Origin of the sequence: Bizionia argentinensis JUB59 (assembly GCF_000224335.1) — a bacterium.
Taxonomy (GTDB): domain Bacteria; phylum Bacteroidota; class Bacteroidia; order Flavobacteriales; family Flavobacteriaceae; genus Algorimicrobium; species Algorimicrobium argentinense.
This window is the reverse complement of the sequence record NZ_AFXZ01000025.1, coordinates 74,012-97,362: the sequence shown is the minus strand read 5'-3', so window position 1 is coordinate 97,362 and position 23,351 is coordinate 74,012. Positions and strand designations below refer to the sequence as shown.

The following is a 23,351-nucleotide window of genomic DNA, read 5'->3' as shown; positions in this document are numbered from 1 at the left end:
CCACTTCAACATAATTAATAGGCTGAAGTAGTTTTGATTATACTTTATAAAGAAACTTCAGTACACGCAACGTAAACAATTGTGTGATAGGTTTTATCCATAAAGCTATAAACGGTTTCACTATAATAGGCTACACACCATAATAATTTGTCCTCATCGACAGTTTTATTTACGGTTTCTGCAACATTAGGCTCTAAATTTAAGGGCTTAATAATGTCGTTTGTGTTTGCAAAACTCATAAAAGTAAAACAAACAATGGCAATAACATTTAAAATGAATTTTTTCATAATATATTGATTTATACGTTAGTGCTGGCTAAATAAAAAAAAAGGAAATGACATATGCAAGGGGATTCTGATAAAATAAATAGTCAAATAATTTACCTTTGAATAAATTTGAAGGCTTTTTAGCGATTTTATAGTAAGTTTCTTGCGCGGGGCTTAGCGCAGCAAAAGGAGAGAAAGATGCGTGGCATGTTGAAATAACTAAAGCTGAAATAGAAAGTTTAAGTTGCACAGATTAAAAGTAAACAGGTATTGTTTATTAAAAAAATTTTAGCCCGTCAAATAATTCTCTTTTATTACTAATTATAGTATTTTTGTGGATTCGTAATTAAGATAAGGAAATGAAGACAATACAATTTAGAGAAGCTATATGCGAAGCCATGAGCGAAGAAATGCGTCGTGACGAAAGCGTTTATTTAATGGGTGAAGAAGTTGCTGAATACAATGGTGCATATAAGGCATCTAAAGGCATGCTTGATGAATTCGGAGCAAAACGTGTTATTGATACACCGATTTCCGAACTTGGTTTTGCCGGAATAGCTATTGGATCTACTATGACAGGAAATAGACCAATTGTGGAATACATGACGTTTAACTTCTCATTAGTAGGAATTGATCAGATTATAAATAATGCAGCAAAAATCAGACAAATGTCTGGTGGGCAATTCCCTTGTCCAATTGTTTTCCGTGGCCCAACAGCTTCTGCTGGTCAGTTAGGTGCAACCCATTCGCAAGCTTTTGAGAATTGGTTTGCCAACACACCAGGTTTAAAAGTTGTCGTGCCATCTAACCCGTATGATGCTAAAGGTCTATTAAAATCTGCTATCCGTGATAACGATCCTGTTATTTTTATGGAAAGTGAGCAAATGTATGGCGATAAAGGTGAAGTGCCAGAGGGCGAATACACGATTCCTTTAGGCGTTGCCGAAATTAAACGAGAAGGAACAGATGTAACAATCGTTTCTTTTGGGAAAATTATAAAAGAAGCTTATAAAGCGGCTGAAGAATTGGCAAAAGAGGGTATTTCTTGTGAAATTATCGATTTACGTACTGTTAGACCAATGGATCGCGATGCTATTGTAAAATCCGTTAAAAAAACCAATCGACTAATCATATTAGAAGAAGCTTGGCCTTTTGGAAATGTCGCTACAGAAATCACCTATTTAGTACAATCTGAAGCATTCGATTATTTAGATGCGCCAATAATAAAAATAAACACAGCAGATACACCTGCACCTTATTCACCAGTTCTTTTTAAAGAATGGTTGCCTGATTATACAGAAGTTATTAAGGCTGTGAAAAAAGTGCTGTATAAATAATTACGTAAATTTTACGTTTATTAAACTTCATTGGCTACATTGTTAATGAAGTTTTTTTTTGACCTTATGAAATTTAAACTACTACTTATATTCTTCTTTTTTGCAACTATTTTTGTTTGTGCCCAAACAAAGGTAAGCGGTTACGTTTTCGATGAAAATAAAGAACCTGTTGCATACGCCAATATTATTTTCAAAGGTTCTTTTGAAGGTACAATAACCGATGAAAATGGTCGCTTCTACTTGGAGTCAAAAACAACTTGGCCAACACTAATAGTGTCTTTTGTTGGTTATAAAAGCGTTGAATATCCTCTGGATAAAAAAGTTAATTATGATTTAAATTTTACTATTGAAGAAGAAACAGCGGCATTAAATGAAATATTTATTGTTACTGGAAAACAATCGAAGAAAGCCGAAGAAAACCCTGCAATAGCCATTCTTCAGAAAATTTGGGAACGTAAACGTAAAAACGGTCTACGCCAGTTTAAGCAATATGCTTACGATCGATATGAAAAAGTAGAATTCGATTTAAATACTATAGATAGTTCACTTGTAAAAAGTAATCTATTTAAAGGAATGGAGTTTGTTTTTGAGCAAGTCGATACGTCACGAGTTACTGGAAAAACGTATTTGCCTATTTTTTTAAACGAAGAAGCTGCCAAAGTGTATGGAGACAATATTCTAAATAAGGAAAAGATAGAATTGAAGGGTAATAAAAACTCGGGTTTTAGTAATAACCAAAGTATTATAGCCTTTATTAAAGACTTGTACTCTGAGTATGATGTTTACGATAATTATCTAAAATTTTTCGACAAGAGTTTTGTGAGCCCCATTTCTAAAACGGGTGTAAATACGTATAATTACGTACTATCGGATAGCGCATTTATAGATAATAAATGGTGCTACAATATTATTTATTACCCAAGACGTAAAAACGAATTGACTTTTAAAGGTGATTTTTGGGTGAATGATTCCACATTCGCTATTAAGGAAATTAATATGCAAGCCTCCAAAAGCGCGAATATAAACTGGGTGAAAGAAATTTATATTGAACAGGAATTTGATGTTTTAAATGATTCCGTTTTTCTTATTAAACGCGACTATTTTATGTCCGATTTCACTTTTAATAAGAAGGAAAAGTCTCGCGGTGTCTATGGTAAACGAACCACACTTTATGATAATTATGAATTCAATAAAGTAAAAGAGGATAAGTTTTATAAGGATGAGGTTTTCGATTATAATTTAGATGCCTATAATCGTGAAGACGAATTTTGGGATCAAAACCGATTGGAAGCTTTAAACAATGACGAGAAAGGCATTTACAAAATGTTAGATACCTTAAAAACCGTTAAAAAATTTAAACGTTTATATAATATTGGTAGTATTTTAGGATCTGGATATATTGAATTCCAGGACTTAAAAATGGATTATGGACCTATTTTTTCAACTGTAGGTTATAATGATGTCGAAGGCTTGCGAATACGCGGGGGAGCACGTACTTATTTTGGACCCAATGATTTATGGCGTTTGCAAGGGTTTATGGCTTATGGGTTTAAAGATGATAAAGTAAAGTATGGTTTTTCAGCTAAGTACTTAATTAATAGGAGTAATCGATTAATTGTCTCGGCAGGACATAGACGCGATGTTGAACAAATAGGCGCTAGTTTAACTACATCTACCGATGTTCTAGGGCGCAGCTTGGCATCTAACGCGGTTTTTAGTACAGCAACTAATGATAAGTTGACCAATATTAAATTAACAGCCATGGCTGTGGAATTTGAGCCCATTAAAAACGTGCTGTTCCGTATTGGCGGTGATTATAGAACACTGTCTTCCGCCTCACCAACCTTTAGTTTGGATTATTTAAATCCAGAAGCGCCAGGTGGTGTATCATCGGATATTCAGCAATTTGAAAGCACGATAGCTGTTTCGTATTTCCCTGGTCGGAAAATGATAGGTTATGGTGTGGAACGTCAGAATGCGAATGATACTTATGCATCCATTTTTGCGCAATACACTATGGGTGATAAAATGTTTTTTAACAGCGATTTTAATTATACAAAACTTCAGTTATCTTATGTTCAACCATGGCAATTAGGTGGTTTAGGACGTCTATATTCTACTGTTGAAGTCGGTAAAACGTTTGGTACTGTGCCGCTAGGATTGTTGAGTATTGTACCTGGAAACCAATCGTACTTCTCGATTTACAAATCCTTTTCACAATTAAATTACTATGAGTTTGTAACCGATACGTATGCGTCTTTACATTTAGAACATAATTTTAATGGACGATTATTTTCGAGAATTCCATTTTTACGAAAATTAAATTGGCGTGAAATTGTGGGTGTTCGAGGTGTTTGGGGCGATTTATCTGCAAATAATATAGCGTTAAGCGCACCTTCTAATATTCCATTAATAGCGCCAACCGATGAGATTTATTATGAATATAGTGTTGGAGTTGGTAATATTTTTAAAGTCTTTAGAATCGATTTTAATTTCCGTGGAAACTATTTAGATAATCCCGATTCACGAAATTTTGGCGTAACCGGAAGTTTTGGGTTTAATTTTTAAAATTCACTTTTGTGTGATTAGTGAGGCTACTTTTTGCTTAAAAAAATTAGTTGCCCAAGCCCAAAGACTTATGTATCTTTGCATCCCCGATTTTTTTTTCGGTAATACAGATATAAACAATGATATCACTTCATTTAAAGTGAATCTAAACTATAAATTTTATTATGAGTCCAAAAGGAAAAGAAACTTTCGATGTGTTAATCGAAATACCAAAAGGTAGTAGAAACAAGTATGAATACGATTTTGAATTAAAAAAAATACGTTTCGACCGTATGTTGTTTTCATCAATGATGTATCCAGGTGATTATGGATTTATTCCAGAAACATTGGCTTTAGATCATGACCCATTAGATGTTTTAGTATTAGGTGCAGAACCAACATTTCCTATGTGTGTTATGGAAGTTAGGCCAATTGGTGTTTTCCATATGACAGATGAAAAGGGCCCAGATGAAAAATTAATCTGTGTACCAGTATCCGATCCTATTTGGAATACTTATAGAGATCTTAAAGATTTAAATCCGCATCGTATTAAAGAAATCGAGCACTTCTTCCAAGTGTATAAAGATTTAGAAATGAAAAAAGTTGACGTTGGTGGTTGGGGAGATGCTAAAGAAGCATATGAAATCCTTGATAAATGTATCGATCGTTATGAAGCAAGTGAGCATAAAACTAATGGTAACTTTACTATTTAGTACCAAGATTTACATTAAATTAAAACCCTTCTATTATTAAATAGAAGGGTTTTTTAGTTTTAAGAGATTTCACTACTTTAGCGCAACTAATTAACTAATTATTTAACAAAAAATCAATAATATATGGGATCAATAATGATTTATATGCCAGTTGTAGCGGCAATTTTAGGATTAATATATATGGTGGTTAAGAAGTCTTGGGTTATGAAGCAAGATGCTGGAGATGGGAAGATGAAAGAAATTGCAAATCATATATATGAAGGTGCTCTAGCTTTTTTAAATGCAGAGTACAGGTTGCTCGCCATATTTGTTTTGATAGTAAGTGTTGCATTGGCAGGCGTTTCATTTATAGTTCCAACAACGCACTGGCTAATTGTAATTGCTTTTATTTTTGGAGCCTTTTTCTCTGCTTTTGCTGGAAATATAGGTATGAAAATCGCTACGAAAACAAATGTAAGAACCACACAAGCTGCAAAAACTAGTTTGCCAAATGCCTTAAAAGTATCTTTTGGCGGGGGAACAGTAATGGGACTTGGCGTGGCTGGATTAGCTGTACTTGGATTAACCCTGTTCTTTATTATTTTATTTGAGGTGTTTATGGGAGGTGTTTGGACAAGCACAATGGATATGACTATTGTTCTCGAAACATTAGCAGGTTTTTCTCTTGGAGCAGAGTCTATTGCGTTATTTGCCCGTGTTGGTGGAGGTATTTATACCAAAGCCGCCGATGTTGGAGCCGATTTAGTAGGTAAAGTAGAAGCAGGAATTCCTGAAGATGATCCAAGAAACCCAGCAACAATTGCTGATAATGTTGGTGATAACGTTGGAGATGTAGCTGGAATGGGTGCCGATTTATTTGGATCTTATGTGGCAACGGTTTTAGCCGCTATGGTTTTAGGTAACTATGTTATTAGGGATATGGGTGGTAGTTTGGATGATGCTTTTGGTGGTATTGGTCCAATTTTATTGCCAATGGCTATTGCTGGAGTAGGAATTGTTATTTCTATTATAGGAACCATGTTTGTAAAAATTAAAAGTAACGAGGCAAAAGAAGCTCAAGTTATGGGCGCTTTAAATGTTGGTAACTGGATTTCTATTGCTCTAGTGGCTATATCTTGTTTCGCTTTAGTAACCTGGATGTTGCCAGAAACGATGATAATGAATTTCTTTGGTGAAGGTTTATTAGAAATATCATCTATGCGTGTGTTTTATGCTACGCTAGTAGGTTTATTTGTTGGTGCTGTTATCTCATCCATTACAGAGTATTACACAGGATTAGGTAAAAAGCCAATTTTAAAAATTGTTCAGCAGTCTTCAACTGGAGCTGGAACAAATATTATTGCAGGTTTAGCAACCGGTATGATTTCTACATTTCCATCGGTGTTATTATTTGCGGGTGCTATTTGGGCGTCTTATGCTTTTGCTGGTTTTTATGGTGTTGCTTTAGCTGCTTCTGCTATGATGGCTACAACAGCCATGCAATTAGCTATTGATGCTTTCGGACCTATTGCTGATAATGCAGGGGGAATTGCCGAAATGAGCGAACAAGATCCTATTGTAAGAGAACGTACGGATATTTTAGATGCTGTAGGAAATACAACGGCAGCAACAGGAAAAGGATTTGCTATTGCTTCTGCAGCATTAACGTCTTTAGCTTTATTTGCGGCTTATGTTACATTTACCGGAATTGATGGAATTAATATTTTTAAAGCACCAGTTTTGGCTATGTTATTTGTTGGTGGTATGGTGCCAGTAGTCTTCTCTGCACTTGCTATGAACGCGGTTGGTAAAGCAGCCATGGAAATGGTACAAGAAGTACGTCGTCAGTTTAGAGAAATTCCTGGGATTATGGAAGGCACTGGAAAACCTGAATATGATAAGTGCGTGGCTATTTCTACAGAAGCATCTTTAAGAGAAATGATGTTGCCAGGTTTATTAACTATTGGATTTCCTTTAGCAATTGCTTTTATTCCAATGATTTTTGGAATGGATAATATGGCTATTGCTGAAATGTTAGGTGGTTATATGGCTGGTGTTACGGTTTCTGGCGTGCTTTGGGCTATTTTCCAAAACAATGCTGGTGGTGCTTGGGATAACGCTAAAAAATCTTTTGAAGCTGGAATTATGATTGATGGTGAAATGACCTTTAAAGGGTCGGAAGCGCATAAAGCTGCTGTAACTGGTGATACCGTCGGTGATCCGTTTAAAGACACGTCTGGACCATCTATGAATATCTTAATTAAATTAACCTGCTTAATAGGTTTAGTTATTGCACCAATATTAGGTGGACATGCTTTGGAAGAGGAAGGTTTAACTTTAAAAAATTCAGTAGAAAGAGTAGATGAGCTTACTGCTAAAGAAGTATATATCGATTTTATTATTAAATCTAATGAGTTAGCAAAAGCCGTTATTAGTATTACTAATATAGAAGGTGAAGATTATGCTATAAAAGAAAGCGTAATTACTGGAACCAAAACTGAAGTTGATGCAAGAATTGCTAAATTGAAAAAAGAATCTTCGCAATTTAAGATGGATGTAACGGATGAAAGACCGATTGCGGACAGATAGACGTTACAAAATGATATAGTATAAGAAAACCACGCTAATTTGCGTGGTTTTTTGGTTTTATACTTGTTTCTGAAAGCGAAACGTTTTAATGCTTGAAAGAGGTCAAATCGTTTAATTATAGGAGCTCTAATAACTTCTGTTATTCAAAAAGTCCATGAATTTGAGCTTCAATTCTATTTATAATAGTTCCTAAATCTTCTGGATTGGCAACGAAATCCATATTGTCAACATCAATTATAAGTAATTTGCCTTTGTCATACCCATGAATCCATGCTTCATAGCGTTCGTTTAAGCGACTTAAATAATCAATACTGATACTGTTTTCGTATTCGCGCCCTCTTTTATGAATTTGACTTACTAAATTAGGAATAGAACTGCGCAAGTAGATTAATAAGTCGGGACCTTGTACAAAAGACTCCATTAAATCGAATAAGGAGCGATAGTTATCATAATCCCTATTCGCCATTAAGCCCATGGCATGCAAGTTAGGGGCAAAAATATGTGCATCTTCATAAATGGTTCGGTCTTGAATAACATCCTTTCCGCTGGCTCTAATTTGGCTGATTTGTCGGAAGCGACTATTTAAAAAATAAACCTGTAAATTAAAGCTCCAACGCTCCATCTGATTATAAAAATCATCTAAATATGGATTGTCTACCACGTCTTCCAGTTGCGGTTCCCATTTATAATGTTTGGCTAATAATTTGGTAAGGGTAGTTTTCCCTGCGCCTATATTTCCGGCTACTGCAACATGCATACGTTCTAGTTTTTTAATTGGAATTCATGTAGAATTTTCGAATCGTAAATATACACCGTTTCGCCCGTTACTAAAAACTGATTTATTAACAAAGTTGGTAATGCAATTGGGGCGATTTCTTGGGTTTTATCATTTAAAAAATACAAGCCATTTTCTTTCTGAAGAATAATGTCATCATTGCGTTCCTTGAGTTTAGTAAAGCCGTCATTCTTGATTTTATAAAGTAGGCTTCCAAAATAACTGTATTTATATATAAATTTCTCGGTAAGTAACCAAACATAATTATAGTTACTGGTTAAAGATAACGTGTTTGATACGACAGGTATGGTGGTTGCGCGAACAGTTTTAGCTTTATAGTCATATAATTCTAATTGCTGATTGTCCAAATTGAAAATCCAAATAGTCGAATCGTTTCCTAATGAAGCATAGCTGACATTTTTATAAGGTTGCAGGCTGTTAAAGTCAATCCTTATAATTTCAGATAAACGATTATCCAAAATTATGGCTGTGTTGAAGTCTTTATAAAAAAGAATGATTTTTAGCGGATTATAAATATTGACAGATGTTAATTCACCTAATTGCAAATTGTTATAATTGATTACTTTGTCCTCTGTTTTTTTATAAAGCACATTATTTGTTACATAATAGCTGGTGCCAAAAGTATCAATACCTACAATAGTTTCAACTTTTAGCGTGAGTTTAGCTTTCTTAAAAGTGGGAATGCTATCCTGCGCAAAAGCCGATAGAGATAAAAGTATCATCAAAAATGTAAGTGTTTTCATAAAGTTTGAAAAGTACAAAATTCAAACTAAATGGGGCGTTTTATATTTTTATAAACTTCAATGCTAAAGTTTTAACATTTGAAGTTTTGAATTTTTTTTTAAAAAGTCCAACGGGTCTTAAGTCATGCTATTTGTATCAAAAGCATATAAAAAACCCTCTAACATGAATCATTTCTGCAAGCTCTTTATAGTAATCTGTTTAGCATTATTCTCTTCAGCGTATAATTATGTGCAACAAGATTTTCACGGTAATGCCTAGTGCCAATTCAAAATAATTTAAGAATACAACTTGTTAAGAGCTAAAAATTAATAGTTTGCATTTTTAGGAGGCATCTTTATTAGTCAGAAAAGATTTCGATGCCAAATGGGAATTTGAAATGAAAGCGACTAACTTACTAAATACAAAGTCCCAAAGTCAAACAAATGTTGCTGGATTATCGGGCAGTACAAGCGAATATTATATTCAACCACGATTTGTAACACTGCAAATTATTTACAATCTCCAGTGAATTATTTTTTTGTTGTTTTAAAAAGCGATGTTATTTTAATAACGTCACTTTTAAGTTAAAAAACGCCTAAATGTATGCACTTTAACAGATACTCTTAATGAAATTGTGTATTTTGTAAGGTCAAATTTAATTTAATAAACCTGTAATTATGAAAAACATTATTAGACATGGATTAGCTATATTGGCTATGATTTCCGTTGGATTTGTACATGCTCAAAACACCGATGTCGTTGTAGAAAGTATTGTAAAGGAAGCAACCGAGAATTCGCAATTAGAACGTTTAGCCCATGAAATGCTAGATGGTATTGGTCCGCGATTAGTAGGAACACCGCAAATGAAACAAGCCAATGATTGGGCTATTGCTCAATATGCTGATTGGGGTATTTCGGCTAAAAATGAGCAATGGGGCGAATGGCGTGCATGGGAACGTGGTATTACACATATCGATATGGTTCATCCTCGCGTTCAATCGTTAGCTGGAATGCAATTAGCTTGGAGTCCAAGCACAAAATCTAAAGGAATTACTGCTGAAGTTGTTACGTTACCAACAGTAAAAAATGCTGCGGAATTTGAAGCATGGTTAAAAACTATAAAAGGCAAATTAGTAATGACTTCTATATACCAACCTACAGGTCGTCCAGATTATAACTGGGAAGAATTCGCAACTGAAGAATCATTTGATAAAATGAAGAAAAATCGCGATGAGCTTACTAAAAATTTTTACGAAAATATAAGAAATACAGGATATACGTCACGTACTATTGATGCCGCTTTAGAAAAAGCTGGTGCAGCAGGAATTGTGTCTTCTTACTGGTCTAAAGGATTTGGAGCAAATAAAATTTTCAGCGCTAGAACTAAAAATATTCCAACAGTTGATATTGAGTTAGAAGATTACACAATGCTTTACCGTTTGGTAGAATATGGTAGTAAACCACAACTTAAAATTGTTGCAGAATCTAAAGATTTAGGTGTCACTCCAACTTACAACACGATTGCAAAAGTAAAAGGAACGGAAAAACCGGATGAATATGTTATCATGTCTGCACATTTCGATTCTTGGGATGGTGGAACAGGTGCTACCGATAACGGAACAGGTACTTTAGTAATGATGGAAGCAATGCGTATTCTTAAAAAAGTATATCCAAATCCAAAACGTAGTATTATTGTTGGGCATTGGGGAAGTGAAGAGCAAGGATTAAATGGTTCTAGAGCTTTCGTTGAAGATAATCCAGAAATTATTAAAAACACACAAGCAGTATTTAATCAAGACAATGGAACTGGTCGAGTTGTAGATCTTTCAGGTGCCGGGTTTTTACATGCTTATGAGTATTTATCTCGTTGGTTAAATGCAGTTCCTAATGATGTGTCTAAACACATTAAAACAGATTTCCCAGGTTCTCCAAGTGGCGGTGGATCGGATAATGCATCGTTTGTAGCAGCTGGTGTGCCATCATTTAATTTAAGTTCATTAAACTGGTCTTATTGGAATTATACATGGCATACAAATAGAGATACTTATGATAAAATTGTTTTTGATGATGTAAGAAGCAACGCTATCTTAACAGCTGTTTTAGTATATATGGCTTGTGAAGATCCAGAAAGAGCATCTTCAGATAAAATTATTTTACCAGTTAATTCTAGAACAGGTAAGCAAAGTACTTGGCCTGAGCACCGTTCACCAGAACGTAAAGGAGGTATTGATAAGTAAGATATAAGTAGTTTGAAAATGCTATGATGTAAAAGCCTTACAATTAAAATTGTAAGGCTTTTCTATTTAAAAACATTTCATAATTATAATCGGAATACAGTTTTGGCTACAATCATAAAATTATTTTTATTGATTAAATAATTCCACATTTAGATTGATTTTTATAGAAAGAATAGGAGTGAGAACTCATTGTTAGATGTTAAGTGGCTCATTATGTGTTCTTTAATCTTTTAAAATAAATAAGTAAGTTTTTTGGCAAGAAAAGATAAAAACTATAATATATTTGCAATCAATTTTGGGGAGATACTCAAGCGGCCAACGAGGGCAGACTGTAAATCTGCTGACTACGTCTTCGCAGGTTCGAATCCTGCTCTCCCCACTTTAACTCGAAAAATCCACACGCAAGTGTGGGTTTTTTTGTTTGCATATTTTATGATTGAGTCCCACTCAAAATCATAAAATATGAAAACAAAAAAAATAAACTGCATAGCAGTTTGATTTTTCATTTTCACGAAGTGTCCTGCAGGATCAACGGAGTTAATCCTATTAGTTTTCTTTAAAATTTTCTTTCTCTTAAAACCAAAAATAAGCAGTTTGATTTTTCGTTTTAACGAAGTGTGGAAAGGGATATCTAATCCTGTTTTTTTCGATAAAATTGGGATATCAAAAAAGCTCCATAAAATTAATTATAGAGCTTTTTATATTTTATAAATTACTGGAAATTACAACCCAAAAGCTGCTTTCACTTTATCCACGTAATCTAATTTTTCCCATGTAAACAGTTCAACATTCATAGTAATTGGTTTGCCGTAAAATTGTTCAAACGTTTTGCTTACTACTTCGTTTTTACGTCCCATATGGCCATAAGCGGCTGTTTCGCTATACATTGGTTGGCGTAGGTTTAAACGTTTTTCTATAGCAAATGGTTTCATCTCAAAGATCTCTTTCACTTTAATGGCTATTTCACCATCCGTCATATTAAACGGGCAGGTTCCATAGGTATCAACATAAATAGAGGTTGGCTCTGCAACACCAATAGCATAACTTACTTGAACCAAAATTTCGCTACAAACACCTGCTGCAACCAAGTTTTTAGCAATATGGCGTGTGGCATAAGCACCACTTCTATCCACTTTACTTGGATCTTTTCCAGAAAAAGCACCACCACCATGGGCGCCTTTTCCACCGTAAGTATCTACAATAATCTTACGACCTGTTAAACCAGTATCACCATGCGGTCCACCAATAACAAACTTGCCTGTTGGATTAATATGATATTTAATATTATCTGTAAATAATATTTGAATATGCTCTGGTAATTTAGCAATCACGCGTGGAATTAAAACTTCTTTAATATCCTTGTTGATTTTCGCAACCATTTCTTCCTCGGCTGCATTTTTATCTTCTTTGGATTGTGATTTGGGTAAAACAAATTCATCATGCTGCGTAGAAACCACAATCGCTTCAATACGTTGTGGTACATTATCATCACTATACTCAATAGTTACCTGACTTTTTGAGTCGGGACGTAAATAGGTAATGTCTTTGTTTTCTCGGCGTATTTCTGCTAATTCTAATAATAATCTGTGCGATAAATCTAATGCCAATGGCATATAGTTTTCAGTTTCGTTAGTAGCATAACCAAACATCATACCTTGATCACCAGCACCTTGTTCTTCTCTGTTTTCACGATCTACACCGCGATTAATATCTTCAGATTGTTCATGAATAGCAGAAAATACACCACAAGAACTGCCATCGAACATATAGGCGCCTTTCGTGTAGCCAATTTTGTTAATGGTATCACGGGCAATTTTCTGAACGTCTAAATAGGTTTTAGATTTCACTTCACCGGCTAAAACAACTTGACCAGTTGTTACAAGGGTTTCACAAGCGACTTTTGATTCCCTATCAAAAGCTAAAAAATTATCAATTAATGCGTCACTTATTTGATCGGCAATTTTATCTGGATGTCCTTCAGAAACACTTTCTGAAGTAAATAAATATGGCATAGTATCACGTATTTATGTATTGTACATTGTGAAAAACTGTATGATTGCAAAAGCCTGCTAGAGTAGTACAAAAAACTGCTTTAGCATTTATTTCCATACCAAATGAAGTCTCGTTTTTAGAGAAAAATAGTGGTTTGAAGAGGTTGCAATCAGACAAATTTTTCCTCTTAATTATTACTGTACAAAAGTATGAAAATTAACTGGAACAAAAATTATTTATACTTTTTTTCACATTTAATTTGGTTATTACAAATTTGTGTTGCAATATTTGTGCTCACAAAGTTCAAAGACTTACTGTAAAGGAATATTTTTAAAATGCAAAATTTTGCTTTTAAAAAATTCCAAAAATGTTATCAAGAAAGGTGGAGGGATAGACCCGCTGAAGCCTTAGCAACCCTTAGTTCTATACTATGAAGGTGCTAAATTCTACTTAATTTTCGATTCATTAATCGAAATATTGGATAGATAACTCAAACGAAATTACTCATCTGTGATTTCAAATTTTCTTTTTAACATTTTTCTATTTGGTATGCTTCAAACGAAGCCTATTTGACTTTTGGTTTAATCGTGCTGTTTGTGGAGTGGGAATCACGAAGCGGAAACAGAATTATTTTTTGATTAGGCGCAGAGAGAGAAATCAAGCATAGCATCGCTACGGTTTATTTTTATCTCAAAGCATACGTAAAAAAGAAACTTTTTACGCTATGATTATCGCTTTACAAATAGCACTCATTATTTAACTCAAAAAACTAGAAAAATGAGTATTCAAAATTTCGCAACAAAAGCGTTGCATGCAGGTCACGATGTGACAAAAAACGGCGGATCACGTGCTGTACCAATCTACCAAACAACGTCTTATGTTTACAACAATTCAGAACATGCGGCCAACCTCTTTTCTTTGAAAGAATTAGGGTTTATCTACACGAGATTAAACAATCCAACAAATCAAATTTTACAAGACCGATTAGCTGCTGTTGAAGGCGGAATTGGAGCGGTTGTTTTTGCTTCAGGAATGTCGGCAATTTCCACAGGACTGTTAACACTTTTAAAAGCAGGCGATCATATTGTAGCATCCAGCAGTTTATACGGTGGAACTTATAATTTGTTGAATGTCACCTTGCCAAGACTAGGTATTACAACCACATTTGTGGATGCTTTAAATCCTGATAATTTTGCCGACGCCGTTCAGGAAAATACGAGAGCTTTTTTTGTGGAATCTTTAGGGAACCCGAAGTTAGATGTATTGGATTTAGAGGCCATTGCTACACATTCAAAAGCAGCAAGAGTTCCTTTTATTGTTGATAATACCGTAGCAACTCCAGCCTTATTAAACCCTATTAAACATGGTGCAAACATTGTTATTCACTCTTTAACAAAATATATTGGCGGACAAGGAACTTCTTTAGGTGGTGCTATTATTGATGCCGGAACTTTTGATTGGTCTAGTGGGAAGTTTCCTGAATTTACAAAACCTTCAGCAGGGTATCATGGTTTGGTTTATCATGAAGCTTTAGGCGCAGCTTCTTACACTTTTAAATTAATTTTAGAAGGGTTGCGTGATTATGGCGGCGCCATTAGTCCAACAAATGCGTTTAATATTATTCAAGGTTTAGAAACGTTGGAAATACGCATTAAAAAGCACAGTGAAAACGCCTTGGAAATAGCCAAATGGTTGGAAGAACAACCTGAAGTTAGGTGGGTAAATTATCCAGGATTAGAAAGCAATGAATACTACGAATTAGCCAAAAAATACTTGCCAAAAGGACAAAGTGGTTTGGTGACTTTCGGCGTAGAGGGTGGTTTTGAAGCAGCTAAAACAATAGTCGACAACACCAAAATATTTTCTTTACTCGCTAATATTGGCGATACAAAGTCGCTGATTATTCATCCAGCAAGTACCACACATCAACAACTAGATGAGGCATCGCAAGCAAGTGCTGGTGTTTCTCAAGATTTAATTAGACTGTCTGTTGGAATTGAAAATCTAGATGATTTAAAAGCCGATTTAAAAGCAACATTCAGATTAGTTAATGAAGCTGTTTTACAAAATGAATCTAACTTATAAATAAAAAAATTATGAGCGATTTAATATTTAGTGTACTAGGAGAGAGTTCTTCAGCAGCAAAATTTATTGCAAAAACAAGACAGTTTAAGTTGGTTATCGATGAGCCCGAAGATTTAGGCGGAACTGATGAAAATGCAAATCCCGTAGAATATTTGTTAGCAGGTTTGGCTGGGTGTGTAAACGTTGTTGGCCATTTGGTTGCTAAAGAATTGGGGTTTTCAATTAAGAAGTTAAAGATAGAAGTTACTGGGAATATCAATCCTAGTAAGTTATTTGGTATTTCTAATGATGAAAGAGCAGGTTTTAAGGGAATTGAATTAAAATTGAATCCAGAAACAGATGCTTCAATCGAAACATTGGTAGAATGGTTGAAAATTGTTCAAGAAAGATGTCCTGTTAAAGACAACTTGACCAATATAACGCCTGTAAAAGTGAGTGTAGAAAAACAATATGTCATTCAATAAATGTCGCAATTAAAATACATTCCTATTTCATATTTCACCACAGTAAGCGGTAAGACAATTTCTCTAAAATTGTCTTACCAACTGTTTGGGAAATCGTTAGGTACTGCGCCAATTGTACTGGTTAACCATGCGTTGACGGGGAATAGCGATGTGTCGGGAGCGGAAGGTTGGTGGAAAGATCTCATTGGAACAGAAAAGGTTATCGATACGAAACTATATACGGTTTTAGCTTTTAATATTCCAGGAAACGGTTATGATGATTTTATAATCGAAGACTACAAAAGCTTTATTGCTAAAGATATGGCAAAGCTGTTTCTATTAGGATTACAAAAACTTCAAATTGAGAGTTTATTCGCTGTAATTGGCGGCTCTTTAGGTGGTGGAATTGCTTGGGAAATGTTAGCGATAAAACCCGATTTGGCAACACATTTTATTCCGGTGGCAAGCGATTGGAAAGCGACGGATTGGCTGATTGCCAACTGTCAAATCCAAGAACAGTTTTTAGTCAACTCCTGCAATCCAGTTCACGATGCCCGAATGCATGCCATGATGTGTTATAGAACACCAGCTTCTTTTAAAGCACGGTTTCAAAGAACTAAAAATAGTGATTTACAGATTTTTAATGTGGAAAGTTGGTTGCTGCATCACGGTAAAAAATTACAAGAACGCTATCAGTTGGCGTCCTATAAATTAATGAATCAATTACTGAAAACAATTGATGTTACCAATGGAGGCGAACACAGTTTGGATATTTTAGATCGCATTCAAGCCAACATTCATATAATAGGTGTGGATTCAGATTTGTTTTTTACAGCTGAAGAAAATAGGGAAACTCAAAAACAACTGGCCTTGATACATCCAAATGTGACTTATAATGAAATCCAATCCATTCACGGGCACGATGCGTTTTTGATAGAATTTGAACAATTAGAAAAAATTATTTCAGGAATTTTTAAACCTGATACAAAAGAAAAGAATATGAAAATATTAAAATTTGGAGGGAAGTCTTTAGCAAACGGAAACGGATTAAAGAGGGTGCTCTCAATTATAGAAACTAAAGTAAAAGCAAAACAACATATTGCAGTGGTCGTTTCTGCCAGAGGAAATGCGACGAACGAATTAGAAGCTATTCTTGAAAAAGCAGCGACTAATCAAGCTTATAAAGATGAGTTGGAAGCTTTTAAAGCCTATCAAATTGAGCCTCTAAAATCTGTGGACTTCACTGAAGAGTTTTCAAAATTAGATACCCTTTTAGAAGGAGTGAATTTACTTGAAGATTATAGCGAAAAGATAAAAGATGCCGTTTTAGCCCAAGGCGAATTACTAGCAACAAAAATAGTCACGCAATTATTAACGGATCGCGGTATAAAAGCACATGCTACAGATGCGCGTTTATTAATAAAAACCGATGCAAATTTTGGCGATGCACAACCTATTTTGGCAGTTTCAGAGAAAAATGTAAAAGCCCATTTTGATAAATATAATGGCAATACCGTACATATTGTTTCAGGCTTTATTGCATCAAATTTAAAAAATCAAACCACCACATTAGGTCGCAACGGTAGTAATTATACCGCTTCTCTATTGGCTAATTATTTAGATGCTGAAGAACTGGAAAGTTATACGCATGTGAATGGTATTTATACAGCAAATCCAGATTTAGTGGCTGATGCCAAGAAAATAGATCAGCTGTCTTTTGCGGAAGCAAATGAGTTAGCCAATTTTGGAACGACTATTTTACATGCGAAAACCATTGTTCCGCTTATTGAAAAAAATATCAATCTACGAATTTTAAATACGTTTAACCCTGAAGATAAAGGCACAATAATCACTTCTAAAGCAAACGTTGAAGGCATTAAATCGCTTTCAGTTTTAGATAATGTGTCGCTTATAAATTTTGAAGGTCGTGGTCTTTTAGGAAAAGCAGGCGTGGATGCCAGAATATTTAAAACGTTGAGTATTCATCATATTAGCGTGAGTATTATTGCGCAAGGCTCGTCCGAGCGTGGTATTGGTTTCATAGTTGCGGCTAATCGCGCAAAAGAGGCTGTTGCCGCATTAGAACAGGAATTTGAAAACGACTTTTATACCAAAGACGTGCATAAAATTTCAATTATAGATGATGTTTCAGTTATTTCTATTATTGGGTTGGATTTAAGTAAATTCCATCAGCCGTATAATGCGCTTATAAAAAACCAAATTGTTCCTTTATTATTCAATAACACGATTTCAGGGAAAAATGTGAGTTTGGTAGTGAGGAAAAATCAGTTGCATAAAGCGTTAAACGTAATTCACGGTCAAGTGTTTGGAGTCGCTAGAAAAATAAATATAGCTGTCTTTGGAAAAGGCCTGGTTGGAGGAACGCTAATCGATCAGATTTTAGAAAATACAGAGTCTATTTTAAAACGTAGAAACATTCAGCTACGTGTTTTTGCCATTGCAAACTCGAAACAAGTTCTTTTAAATGCGTCTGGAATAGATGAAAGTTGGAAACAGGATTTAGAAACGGAAGGTGTTAAAAGCACCAAAGTTGAAACAGTTATCGAATATGCTGAAAAACATCATTTAGAAAACCTTATTGCAGTCGATAATACGGCAAATGGCGACTTTATTGAAAATTATATTCCTTTGGTCGAAGCTGGTTTCGATTTGGTGTCTTCAAATAAAATAGCCAATACCGTTTCTTATGATTTTTATAAAACCTTAAGAGAAAAATTAGCTGAAAATAAAAAGGAATATTTATATGAAACGAATGTTGGTGCTGGATTACCGTTAATAGATACTATTAAATTATTACATGAATCAGGTGAAAACATTACACGTATACGCGGTGTTTTTTCAGGATCTTTAAGTTATTTATTTAATGCGTTCTCTGCGGAAAACAGACCGTTTTCAGAAATTTTACAAGAAGCAATTGATAGTGGTTTTACAGAGCCAGATCCTCGAGAAGATTTATGCGGCAACGATGTGGCTCGGAAATTATTAATTCTGGCACGTGAGTTAGATTTAGAAAATGAATTTGAAGACATTCATATAGAGAATTTAATTCCTGAAGCGTTTAGAGATAATTCTACATCTCAATTCCTAGAAAATCTTGAAGCGCTCAACAATACCTTTCAAAGTAAGAAAGATGCACAAAAACCAGATCACGTATTGAGATATATTGGCGATTTGTCGGGTGATTTATTTCAAAGTAAGGGGCAATTAGACGTGCAATTAGTTTCTGTGCCTAAAAATTCATCTTTAGGCTCTTTAAAAGGGTCGGATGCTATTTTCGAAATATTCACAGAGTCTTATGGAGAAAGACCTTTGGTGATTCAAGGTGCTGGCGCCGGAAAAAATGTGACTGCCAGAGGGGTTTTTGGAGATATTTTAAGATTGACAAAAAACGGTAACTAAAAATTTCGAAAGAATGAGTTCAGATTTTAATTCTATTTAGAAGGAAAAAAGACAACAATAAAATGAGGGTTTCGTAAGTGCTTTAAAAAATAAGGTTCTTTAGGATTAATTTGACTTATAAACCTTATTTTTGGCAAAACACGTTATATTTATGAAAATATCAAAATTAGCAGAAGGTTTAAAAATTTCTGAAATTATAAAAATAGCAGGTGAAGCCAATGTATTAAAGGAGCAAGGTGAAGTTGTTTATAACCAAACTATCGGTGACTTTGATTCCAGTGTTTTCCCTATTCCGGAAGCTTTGAAAGTTGAGATTATTTCAGCTTATAATGATAGTCATACCAATTATCCGCAGTCTAACGGTATGGAAGTGTTACGTGTAGCAGTTTCAGATTATTTAACAAAAAACTTGAAACTAAATTATTCTAAAGATGAAATATTGATTTCTGGTGGAGCGCGACCTTTAATTTATGCGGTGTATCAAACTATTTTAGATCTTGAAGACTCTATTTTATATCCAGTTCCTTCGTGGAATAACGATTCTTATACCTATTTAGCGCGAAACAAAGCTGTGGTTGTGGAAACAAAGGTTGAAAATAATTTTATGCCAACGGCATCAGATATTAAGCCACATATTCAAGATGTGAATTTAATAGCGTTATGTTCGCCATTAAATCCTACTGGAACGACGTTTACAAAACAAGCGCTTACGGAAATTTCTCTATTAGTAGTTGAAGAAAATAAACGTCGCGCGTCTTTAAATGTAAAACCATTATATGTTTTATACGATCAGATCTATTGGCAATTAACGTATGGCGATACCGTTCATTATAATCCAGTAGAATTAGTACCTGAAATGCGTGACTATACCATTTTTGTCGATGGAATTTCTAAAGCGTTTGCAGCAACTGGTGTGCGTGTTGGTTGGGCTTTTGGTCCAGCACATATTATTAATAAAATGAAAGCCATGTTGAGTCATATTGGAGCTTGGGCGCCAAAAGCAGAACAAATGGCAACAGCTTCTTTTTTAAATCAGTCGGATGAGGTTCAGACATACTTAACACATATTAGAAAGGAGTTAAACGAACGTTTAGTGTCCTTTTATAGCGGCTTTAATGCACTTCAAGCCAAAGGGTTTCCAGTTCGAGCTATCGAGCCAGAAGCAGCCCTGTATTTAACCGTTCAGTTTGATTTAGTAGGAAAAACAACCAAAGAAGGAGTGAAATTAGAAACAATTCAAGAGGTAACGGCTTATATTCTTCATGAAGCCAAATTAGCCATTGTGCCTTTCTATGCTTTCGGAACATCAATTGATTCTAACTGGTTTAGATTATCGGTTGGAACATCCAAGAAAGAAGATATCGAAACCATTTTTGGACTTTTAGAAAATGCTCTTCAGAAATTAAAATAACATCCTTTTAAGAAATTACATACATTTGCGCCACAAATTTTAGAATGAAGTACCTTTTTACGTTTCTGTTTTGCTTTGGTTTTACGGCACTATTTGCTCAAGATAAACCTACGAATTCCTATTTTGACCTAAATTATTTTAAGGGAAATATAGCTGTTCATAATAATGATATTTTGCATCTTATTAAAGGCCATCCAGAAGGTTTTATTTTGAGCTGGAACAAAAAAACATTTGGAAATAAAGACTGGGAACAACGTTATGGATATCCAGATTATGGCGTATCCTTTGCATATCAGAATTTAAAAAATGATGTATTGGGAACGAACTATTCGCTTTACGCACATTACAATTTCTATTTTTTAAAGCGAAATTTAATGTTGCGGATTGGCCAAGGTTTGGGGTATGCGACAAATCCATATGATAAAGTAGAAAATCCAAAAAATAATGCTTTTGGAACGTCACTTTTAAGCGGTACCTATTTAATGTTGAATTACAAACGTGAACGTATTTTTGATCGTTTTGGAATTATGGCAGGTTTAAGTCTGCTTCATTACTCCAATGCCAATGTAAAAGCTCCAAACACCAGTGTAAATACCATTGCTTTTAATGTTGGTGTTACCTATAATTTGGATGACGTAGCATCGGAGTATATCTATACGCTTACCAAAGAAAAATTCTCGGAACCTATTAGATTTAATCTAGCATTTAGATCGGGAATTAATGAAAGTGATGTGGTAGGAAGTGGCCAATTTCCATTTTATATCGTATCCGCTTATGCCGATAAACGCCTAGGACATAAGAGTGCCATTCAGTTAGGTGCCGATGTGTTCTTTTCCAAATTTCTAGAAGAATTAATTTATTATAGAGGCGTTTCTTTCCCAGAAGAAAATGTTTCAGGTAATGAAGATTGGAAGCGTGTTGGGATGTTTGTTGGACACGAGCTTTTTATTAATAAAACTTCAGTTGTTACCCAAGTGGGATATTACGTGTATTATCCATACGACTTTGAAGGACGAACCTACCTTCGTATTGGGATGAAGCGCTATTTTAGCAATAAAGTATTTGGTGCATTAACTTTGAAATCACATGGTGCAAAAGCCGAAGCTGTTGAGTTTGGTATTGGTATCAGATTATAATTTATGATGAAAAAACTAACATATCTTCTTGTATTTATTACTGTTTTATCTTGCAGTAATGAAGATGCTAACGATTGTTTTCAAAATGCTGGAAAAACAATTCAACAGGAAGTTTCCGTGCCTAATTTTGAAACTATTCTGGTTAATCGCGACGTGGAATTGATTGTTAAAGAAGCTCCCAATTATTCCGTGATTATTGAAACAGGAAAAAATTTGATGAATGATGTTCAGGCTATCGTGGTTGGTAATCAATTGCAATTAACCGATAATAATACCTGTAATTTGGTGCGAGATTATGGTACGACTAAAATTTATGTTTCAGCGCCTAATATTACAGAAATTAGAAGCTCTACCCAGTTTGATGTGTCGTCTGATGGTGTTTTAAATTATCCAACTTTAAGACTTATTTCTGAAAATTTTAATACAACTGAAGCGCTCACGATTGGTGATTTTAGAATGGATATTAATGTGACCAATTTTTCGTTGACATCCAATAACTTATCATCTTTCTATATTTCTGGATCTGCTGTAAATGCCACTATTGGATTTTATTCGGGAATTGGTCGGTTTGAAGGTCGCGATTTTAGTGTGCAAAAAGTAACCGTTTACCATCGCGGGAATAACGATATGATTGTTAATCCGCAATTAGAACTCAAAGGTGATTTGTACGGAATAGGTAATCTTATATCTGTTAACACACCGCCAATCGTTGAGGTAGGACAACACTATCGCGGTTATCTTATTCTTGAATAGTTTTAGTTTCGGCTGTTAATTCATGAAATAAACTTTCTAGACTGGCGTTTTTCTGATTTAGCTGAAGAATCTTCAATTCATTATCATGAGCAAAATCAAATACATGCGATCGCATATCTTCGGAAGTGACAAAAGTGATTTCATAAATGAAATCATGTATATTTTTTACTCCTTTTACATGTGGTAATTTTTCAAGAAAAACTGTTTCAACACGGTAATCAAACTCTACAATTACCACCTGTTCTTTATCATTACGTAATTCTTGCAAAGTTTTATTAGCAACGATTTCACCTTTATTAATAATAATAACACGGTCGCACATGGCTTCAACTTCCTGCATAATATGTGTGGATAAAAACACCGTTTTTTCCTTACCTATACTTTTTATTAAATTACGAATATCTACTAACTGATTCGGATCTAATCCTGTTGTTGGCTCATCTAAAATCAATACATCTGGATTATGAAGTAAGGCGTTTGCTAAACCAACACGCTGTCTATAACCTTTAGATAGCTGACCTATCTTTTTATGCGCTTCGGGTGCTAATCCGGTTAGTACAATAACTTCAGCAATCCGTTTGGAATCTACATTATATATCGATGCATTAAAATTTAAATACTCTCTAACATATTGATCCAGGTATAACGGATTGTGTTCTGGTAAATACCCAACGCTCTGCTGCACGTTTTGTTTATCGGTACTTACACTAAAACCATTTACCTTAGCTTCACCTTCAGAAGCGTCAATATAAGTGGTTAATATTTTCATCATTGTAGATTTTCCGGCGCCATTTGGACCAAGAAAACCAACTATTTCAGGTTTATTTACCTTAAAAGAAATGTTGTTTAACGCTTTTTGAGAGCCGTATAATTTGGTGATGTTTTTAACTTCAATAGACATAAAGCAAATTCGTTTTTTCAAAA

General features: G+C 34.6%; 16 protein-coding genes, 1 tRNA gene and 1 riboswitch. Of the genes, 12 read left to right on the top strand and 5 right to left on the bottom strand.

Features of this window, described 5'->3' with window-relative positions; all coding sequences use genetic code 11:
• Nucleotides 1-44: 44 nt before the first annotated feature.
• Nucleotides 45-287, bottom strand: a complete 243-nt coding sequence (locus BZARG_RS08030) for a hypothetical protein (protein ID WP_008637131.1) — start codon at nucleotides 285-287, stop codon at nucleotides 45-47.
• Nucleotides 288-625: 338 nt separating this feature from the next.
• Between BZARG_RS08030 and BZARG_RS08025 the strand changes: the two genes are divergently transcribed.
• From BZARG_RS08025 to BZARG_RS08010, 4 genes are all read left to right on the top strand, one after another.
• On the top strand, nucleotides 626-1,603 hold the full coding sequence (locus BZARG_RS08025; RefSeq protein WP_040288220.1) for a pyruvate dehydrogenase complex E1 component subunit beta: 978 nt from the start codon (nucleotides 626-628) through the stop codon (nucleotides 1,601-1,603).
• A 66-nt stretch (nucleotides 1,604-1,669) separates the two neighbouring features.
• Entirely contained in the window at nucleotides 1,670-4,171 is a 2,502-nt protein-coding gene (locus tag BZARG_RS08020) for a DUF5686 and carboxypeptidase-like regulatory domain-containing protein (protein WP_008637037.1), read from the top strand.
• A 164-nt stretch (nucleotides 4,172-4,335) separates the two neighbouring features.
• Nucleotides 4,336-4,863: an inorganic diphosphatase gene (locus BZARG_RS08015; RefSeq protein WP_008637167.1), complete on the top strand. Its 528-nt coding sequence runs from the start codon at nucleotides 4,336-4,338 to the stop codon at nucleotides 4,861-4,863.
• A gap of 123 nt (nucleotides 4,864-4,986) precedes the next feature.
• Entirely contained in the window at nucleotides 4,987-7,431 is a 2,445-nt protein-coding gene (locus tag BZARG_RS08010; RefSeq protein ID WP_008637176.1) for a sodium-translocating pyrophosphatase, read from the top strand.
• A 139-nt stretch (nucleotides 7,432-7,570) separates the two neighbouring features.
• Here the strand turns inward: BZARG_RS08010 and BZARG_RS08005 are convergent, their stop codons facing one another.
• Entirely contained in the window at nucleotides 7,571-8,188 is a 618-nt protein-coding gene (locus tag BZARG_RS08005) for a deoxynucleoside kinase (RefSeq protein ID WP_008637103.1), read from the bottom strand.
• 5 nt (nucleotides 8,189-8,193) lie between these two features.
• Nucleotides 8,194-8,970, bottom strand: a complete 777-nt coding sequence (locus BZARG_RS08000; RefSeq protein WP_008637150.1) for a hypothetical protein — start codon at nucleotides 8,968-8,970, stop codon at nucleotides 8,194-8,196.
• Nucleotides 8,971-9,627: 657 nt separating this feature from the next.
• Here BZARG_RS08000 and BZARG_RS07995 point away from each other — a divergent pair.
• Both BZARG_RS07995 and BZARG_RS07990 read left to right on the top strand, forming a co-directional pair.
• Complete coding sequence (locus BZARG_RS07995; RefSeq protein ID WP_008637173.1) at nucleotides 9,628-11,187, top strand: M20/M25/M40 family metallo-hydrolase; 1,560 nt, start codon at nucleotides 9,628-9,630, stop codon at nucleotides 11,185-11,187.
• Between the two features lie 297 nt (nucleotides 11,188-11,484).
• Nucleotides 11,485-11,566: transfer RNA gene (locus tag BZARG_RS07990), tRNA-Tyr, on the top strand.
• Between the two features lie 343 nt (nucleotides 11,567-11,909).
• Here the strand turns inward: BZARG_RS07990 and metK are convergent.
• Nucleotides 11,910-13,199, bottom strand: a complete 1,290-nt coding sequence (gene metK, locus BZARG_RS07985) for a methionine adenosyltransferase (RefSeq protein ID WP_008637071.1) — start codon at nucleotides 13,197-13,199, stop codon at nucleotides 11,910-11,912.
• 347 nt (nucleotides 13,200-13,546) lie between these two features.
• Nucleotides 13,547-13,671: riboswitch (SAM riboswitch) on the top strand.
• A gap of 285 nt (nucleotides 13,672-13,956) precedes the next feature.
• Here metK and BZARG_RS07980 point away from each other — a divergent pair.
• The 6 genes from BZARG_RS07980 to BZARG_RS07955 all read left to right on the top strand — a co-directional run bounded on the left by BZARG_RS07980 (nucleotide 13,957) and on the right by BZARG_RS07955 (nucleotide 22,427).
• Nucleotides 13,957-15,264, top strand: a complete 1,308-nt coding sequence (locus BZARG_RS07980) for an O-acetylhomoserine aminocarboxypropyltransferase/cysteine synthase family protein (protein ID WP_008637089.1) — start codon at nucleotides 13,957-13,959, stop codon at nucleotides 15,262-15,264.
• Nucleotides 15,265-15,275: 11 nt separating this feature from the next.
• A complete protein-coding gene (locus BZARG_RS07975; protein ID WP_008637105.1) occupies nucleotides 15,276-15,728 on the top strand; it encodes an OsmC family protein in 453 nt (150 codons plus the stop codon).
• Complete coding sequence (gene thrA, locus BZARG_RS07970) at nucleotides 15,729-19,127, top strand: bifunctional aspartate kinase/homoserine dehydrogenase I (protein ID WP_040288218.1); 3,399 nt, start codon at nucleotides 15,729-15,731, stop codon at nucleotides 19,125-19,127.
• Nucleotides 19,128-19,278: 151 nt separating this feature from the next.
• A complete protein-coding gene (locus BZARG_RS07965) occupies nucleotides 19,279-20,538 on the top strand; it encodes a pyridoxal phosphate-dependent aminotransferase (RefSeq protein WP_008637054.1) in 1,260 nt (419 codons plus the stop codon).
• A 44-nt stretch (nucleotides 20,539-20,582) separates the two neighbouring features.
• A complete protein-coding gene (locus BZARG_RS07960; protein ID WP_008637177.1) occupies nucleotides 20,583-21,674 on the top strand; it encodes an acyloxyacyl hydrolase in 1,092 nt (363 codons plus the stop codon).
• Nucleotides 21,675-21,677: 3 nt separating this feature from the next.
• On the top strand, nucleotides 21,678-22,427 hold the full coding sequence (locus tag BZARG_RS07955) for a head GIN domain-containing protein (RefSeq protein WP_008637154.1): 750 nt from the start codon (nucleotides 21,678-21,680) through the stop codon (nucleotides 22,425-22,427).
• Here BZARG_RS07955 and gldA read toward each other — a convergent pair.
• Nucleotides 22,414-23,328: a gliding motility-associated ABC transporter ATP-binding subunit GldA gene (gene gldA, locus BZARG_RS07950; protein ID WP_008637179.1), complete on the bottom strand. Its 915-nt coding sequence runs from the start codon at nucleotides 23,326-23,328 to the stop codon at nucleotides 22,414-22,416. The genes BZARG_RS07955 and gldA overlap by 14 nt on opposite strands.
• Nucleotides 23,329-23,351: the final 23 nt, after the last annotated feature.

Bases quoted from the DNA above. Each gene is read 5' to 3' on its own strand.
- BZARG_RS08030 (WP_008637131.1), bottom strand. From the start codon at position 287: ATGAAAAAATTCATTTTAAATGTTATTGCCATTGTTTGTTTTACTTTT.
- BZARG_RS08025 (WP_040288220.1), top strand. From the start codon at position 626: ATGAAGACAATACAATTTAGAGAAGCTATATGCGAAGCCATGAGCGAA.
- BZARG_RS08020 (WP_008637037.1), top strand. From the start codon at position 1,670: ATGAAATTTAAACTACTACTTATATTCTTCTTTTTTGCAACTATTTTT.
- BZARG_RS08015 (WP_008637167.1), top strand. From the start codon at position 4,336: ATGAGTCCAAAAGGAAAAGAAACTTTCGATGTGTTAATCGAAATACCA.
- BZARG_RS08010 (WP_008637176.1), top strand. From the start codon at position 4,987: ATGGGATCAATAATGATTTATATGCCAGTTGTAGCGGCAATTTTAGGA.
- BZARG_RS08005 (WP_008637103.1), bottom strand. From the start codon at position 8,188: ATGCATGTTGCAGTAGCCGGAAATATAGGCGCAGGGAAAACTACCCTT.
- BZARG_RS08000 (WP_008637150.1), bottom strand. From the start codon at position 8,970: ATGAAAACACTTACATTTTTGATGATACTTTTATCTCTATCGGCTTTT.
- BZARG_RS07995 (WP_008637173.1), top strand. From the start codon at position 9,628: ATGAAAAACATTATTAGACATGGATTAGCTATATTGGCTATGATTTCC.
- metK (WP_008637071.1), bottom strand. From the start codon at position 13,199: ATGCCATATTTATTTACTTCAGAAAGTGTTTCTGAAGGACATCCAGAT.
- BZARG_RS07980 (WP_008637089.1), top strand. From the start codon at position 13,957: ATGAGTATTCAAAATTTCGCAACAAAAGCGTTGCATGCAGGTCACGAT.
- BZARG_RS07975 (WP_008637105.1), top strand. From the start codon at position 15,276: ATGAGCGATTTAATATTTAGTGTACTAGGAGAGAGTTCTTCAGCAGCA.
- thrA (WP_040288218.1), top strand. From the start codon at position 15,729: ATGTCGCAATTAAAATACATTCCTATTTCATATTTCACCACAGTAAGC.
- BZARG_RS07965 (WP_008637054.1), top strand. From the start codon at position 19,279: ATGAAAATATCAAAATTAGCAGAAGGTTTAAAAATTTCTGAAATTATA.
- BZARG_RS07960 (WP_008637177.1), top strand. From the start codon at position 20,583: ATGAAGTACCTTTTTACGTTTCTGTTTTGCTTTGGTTTTACGGCACTA.
- BZARG_RS07955 (WP_008637154.1), top strand. From the start codon at position 21,678: ATGATGAAAAAACTAACATATCTTCTTGTATTTATTACTGTTTTATCT.
- gldA (WP_008637179.1), bottom strand. From the start codon at position 23,328: ATGTCTATTGAAGTTAAAAACATCACCAAATTATACGGCTCTCAAAAA.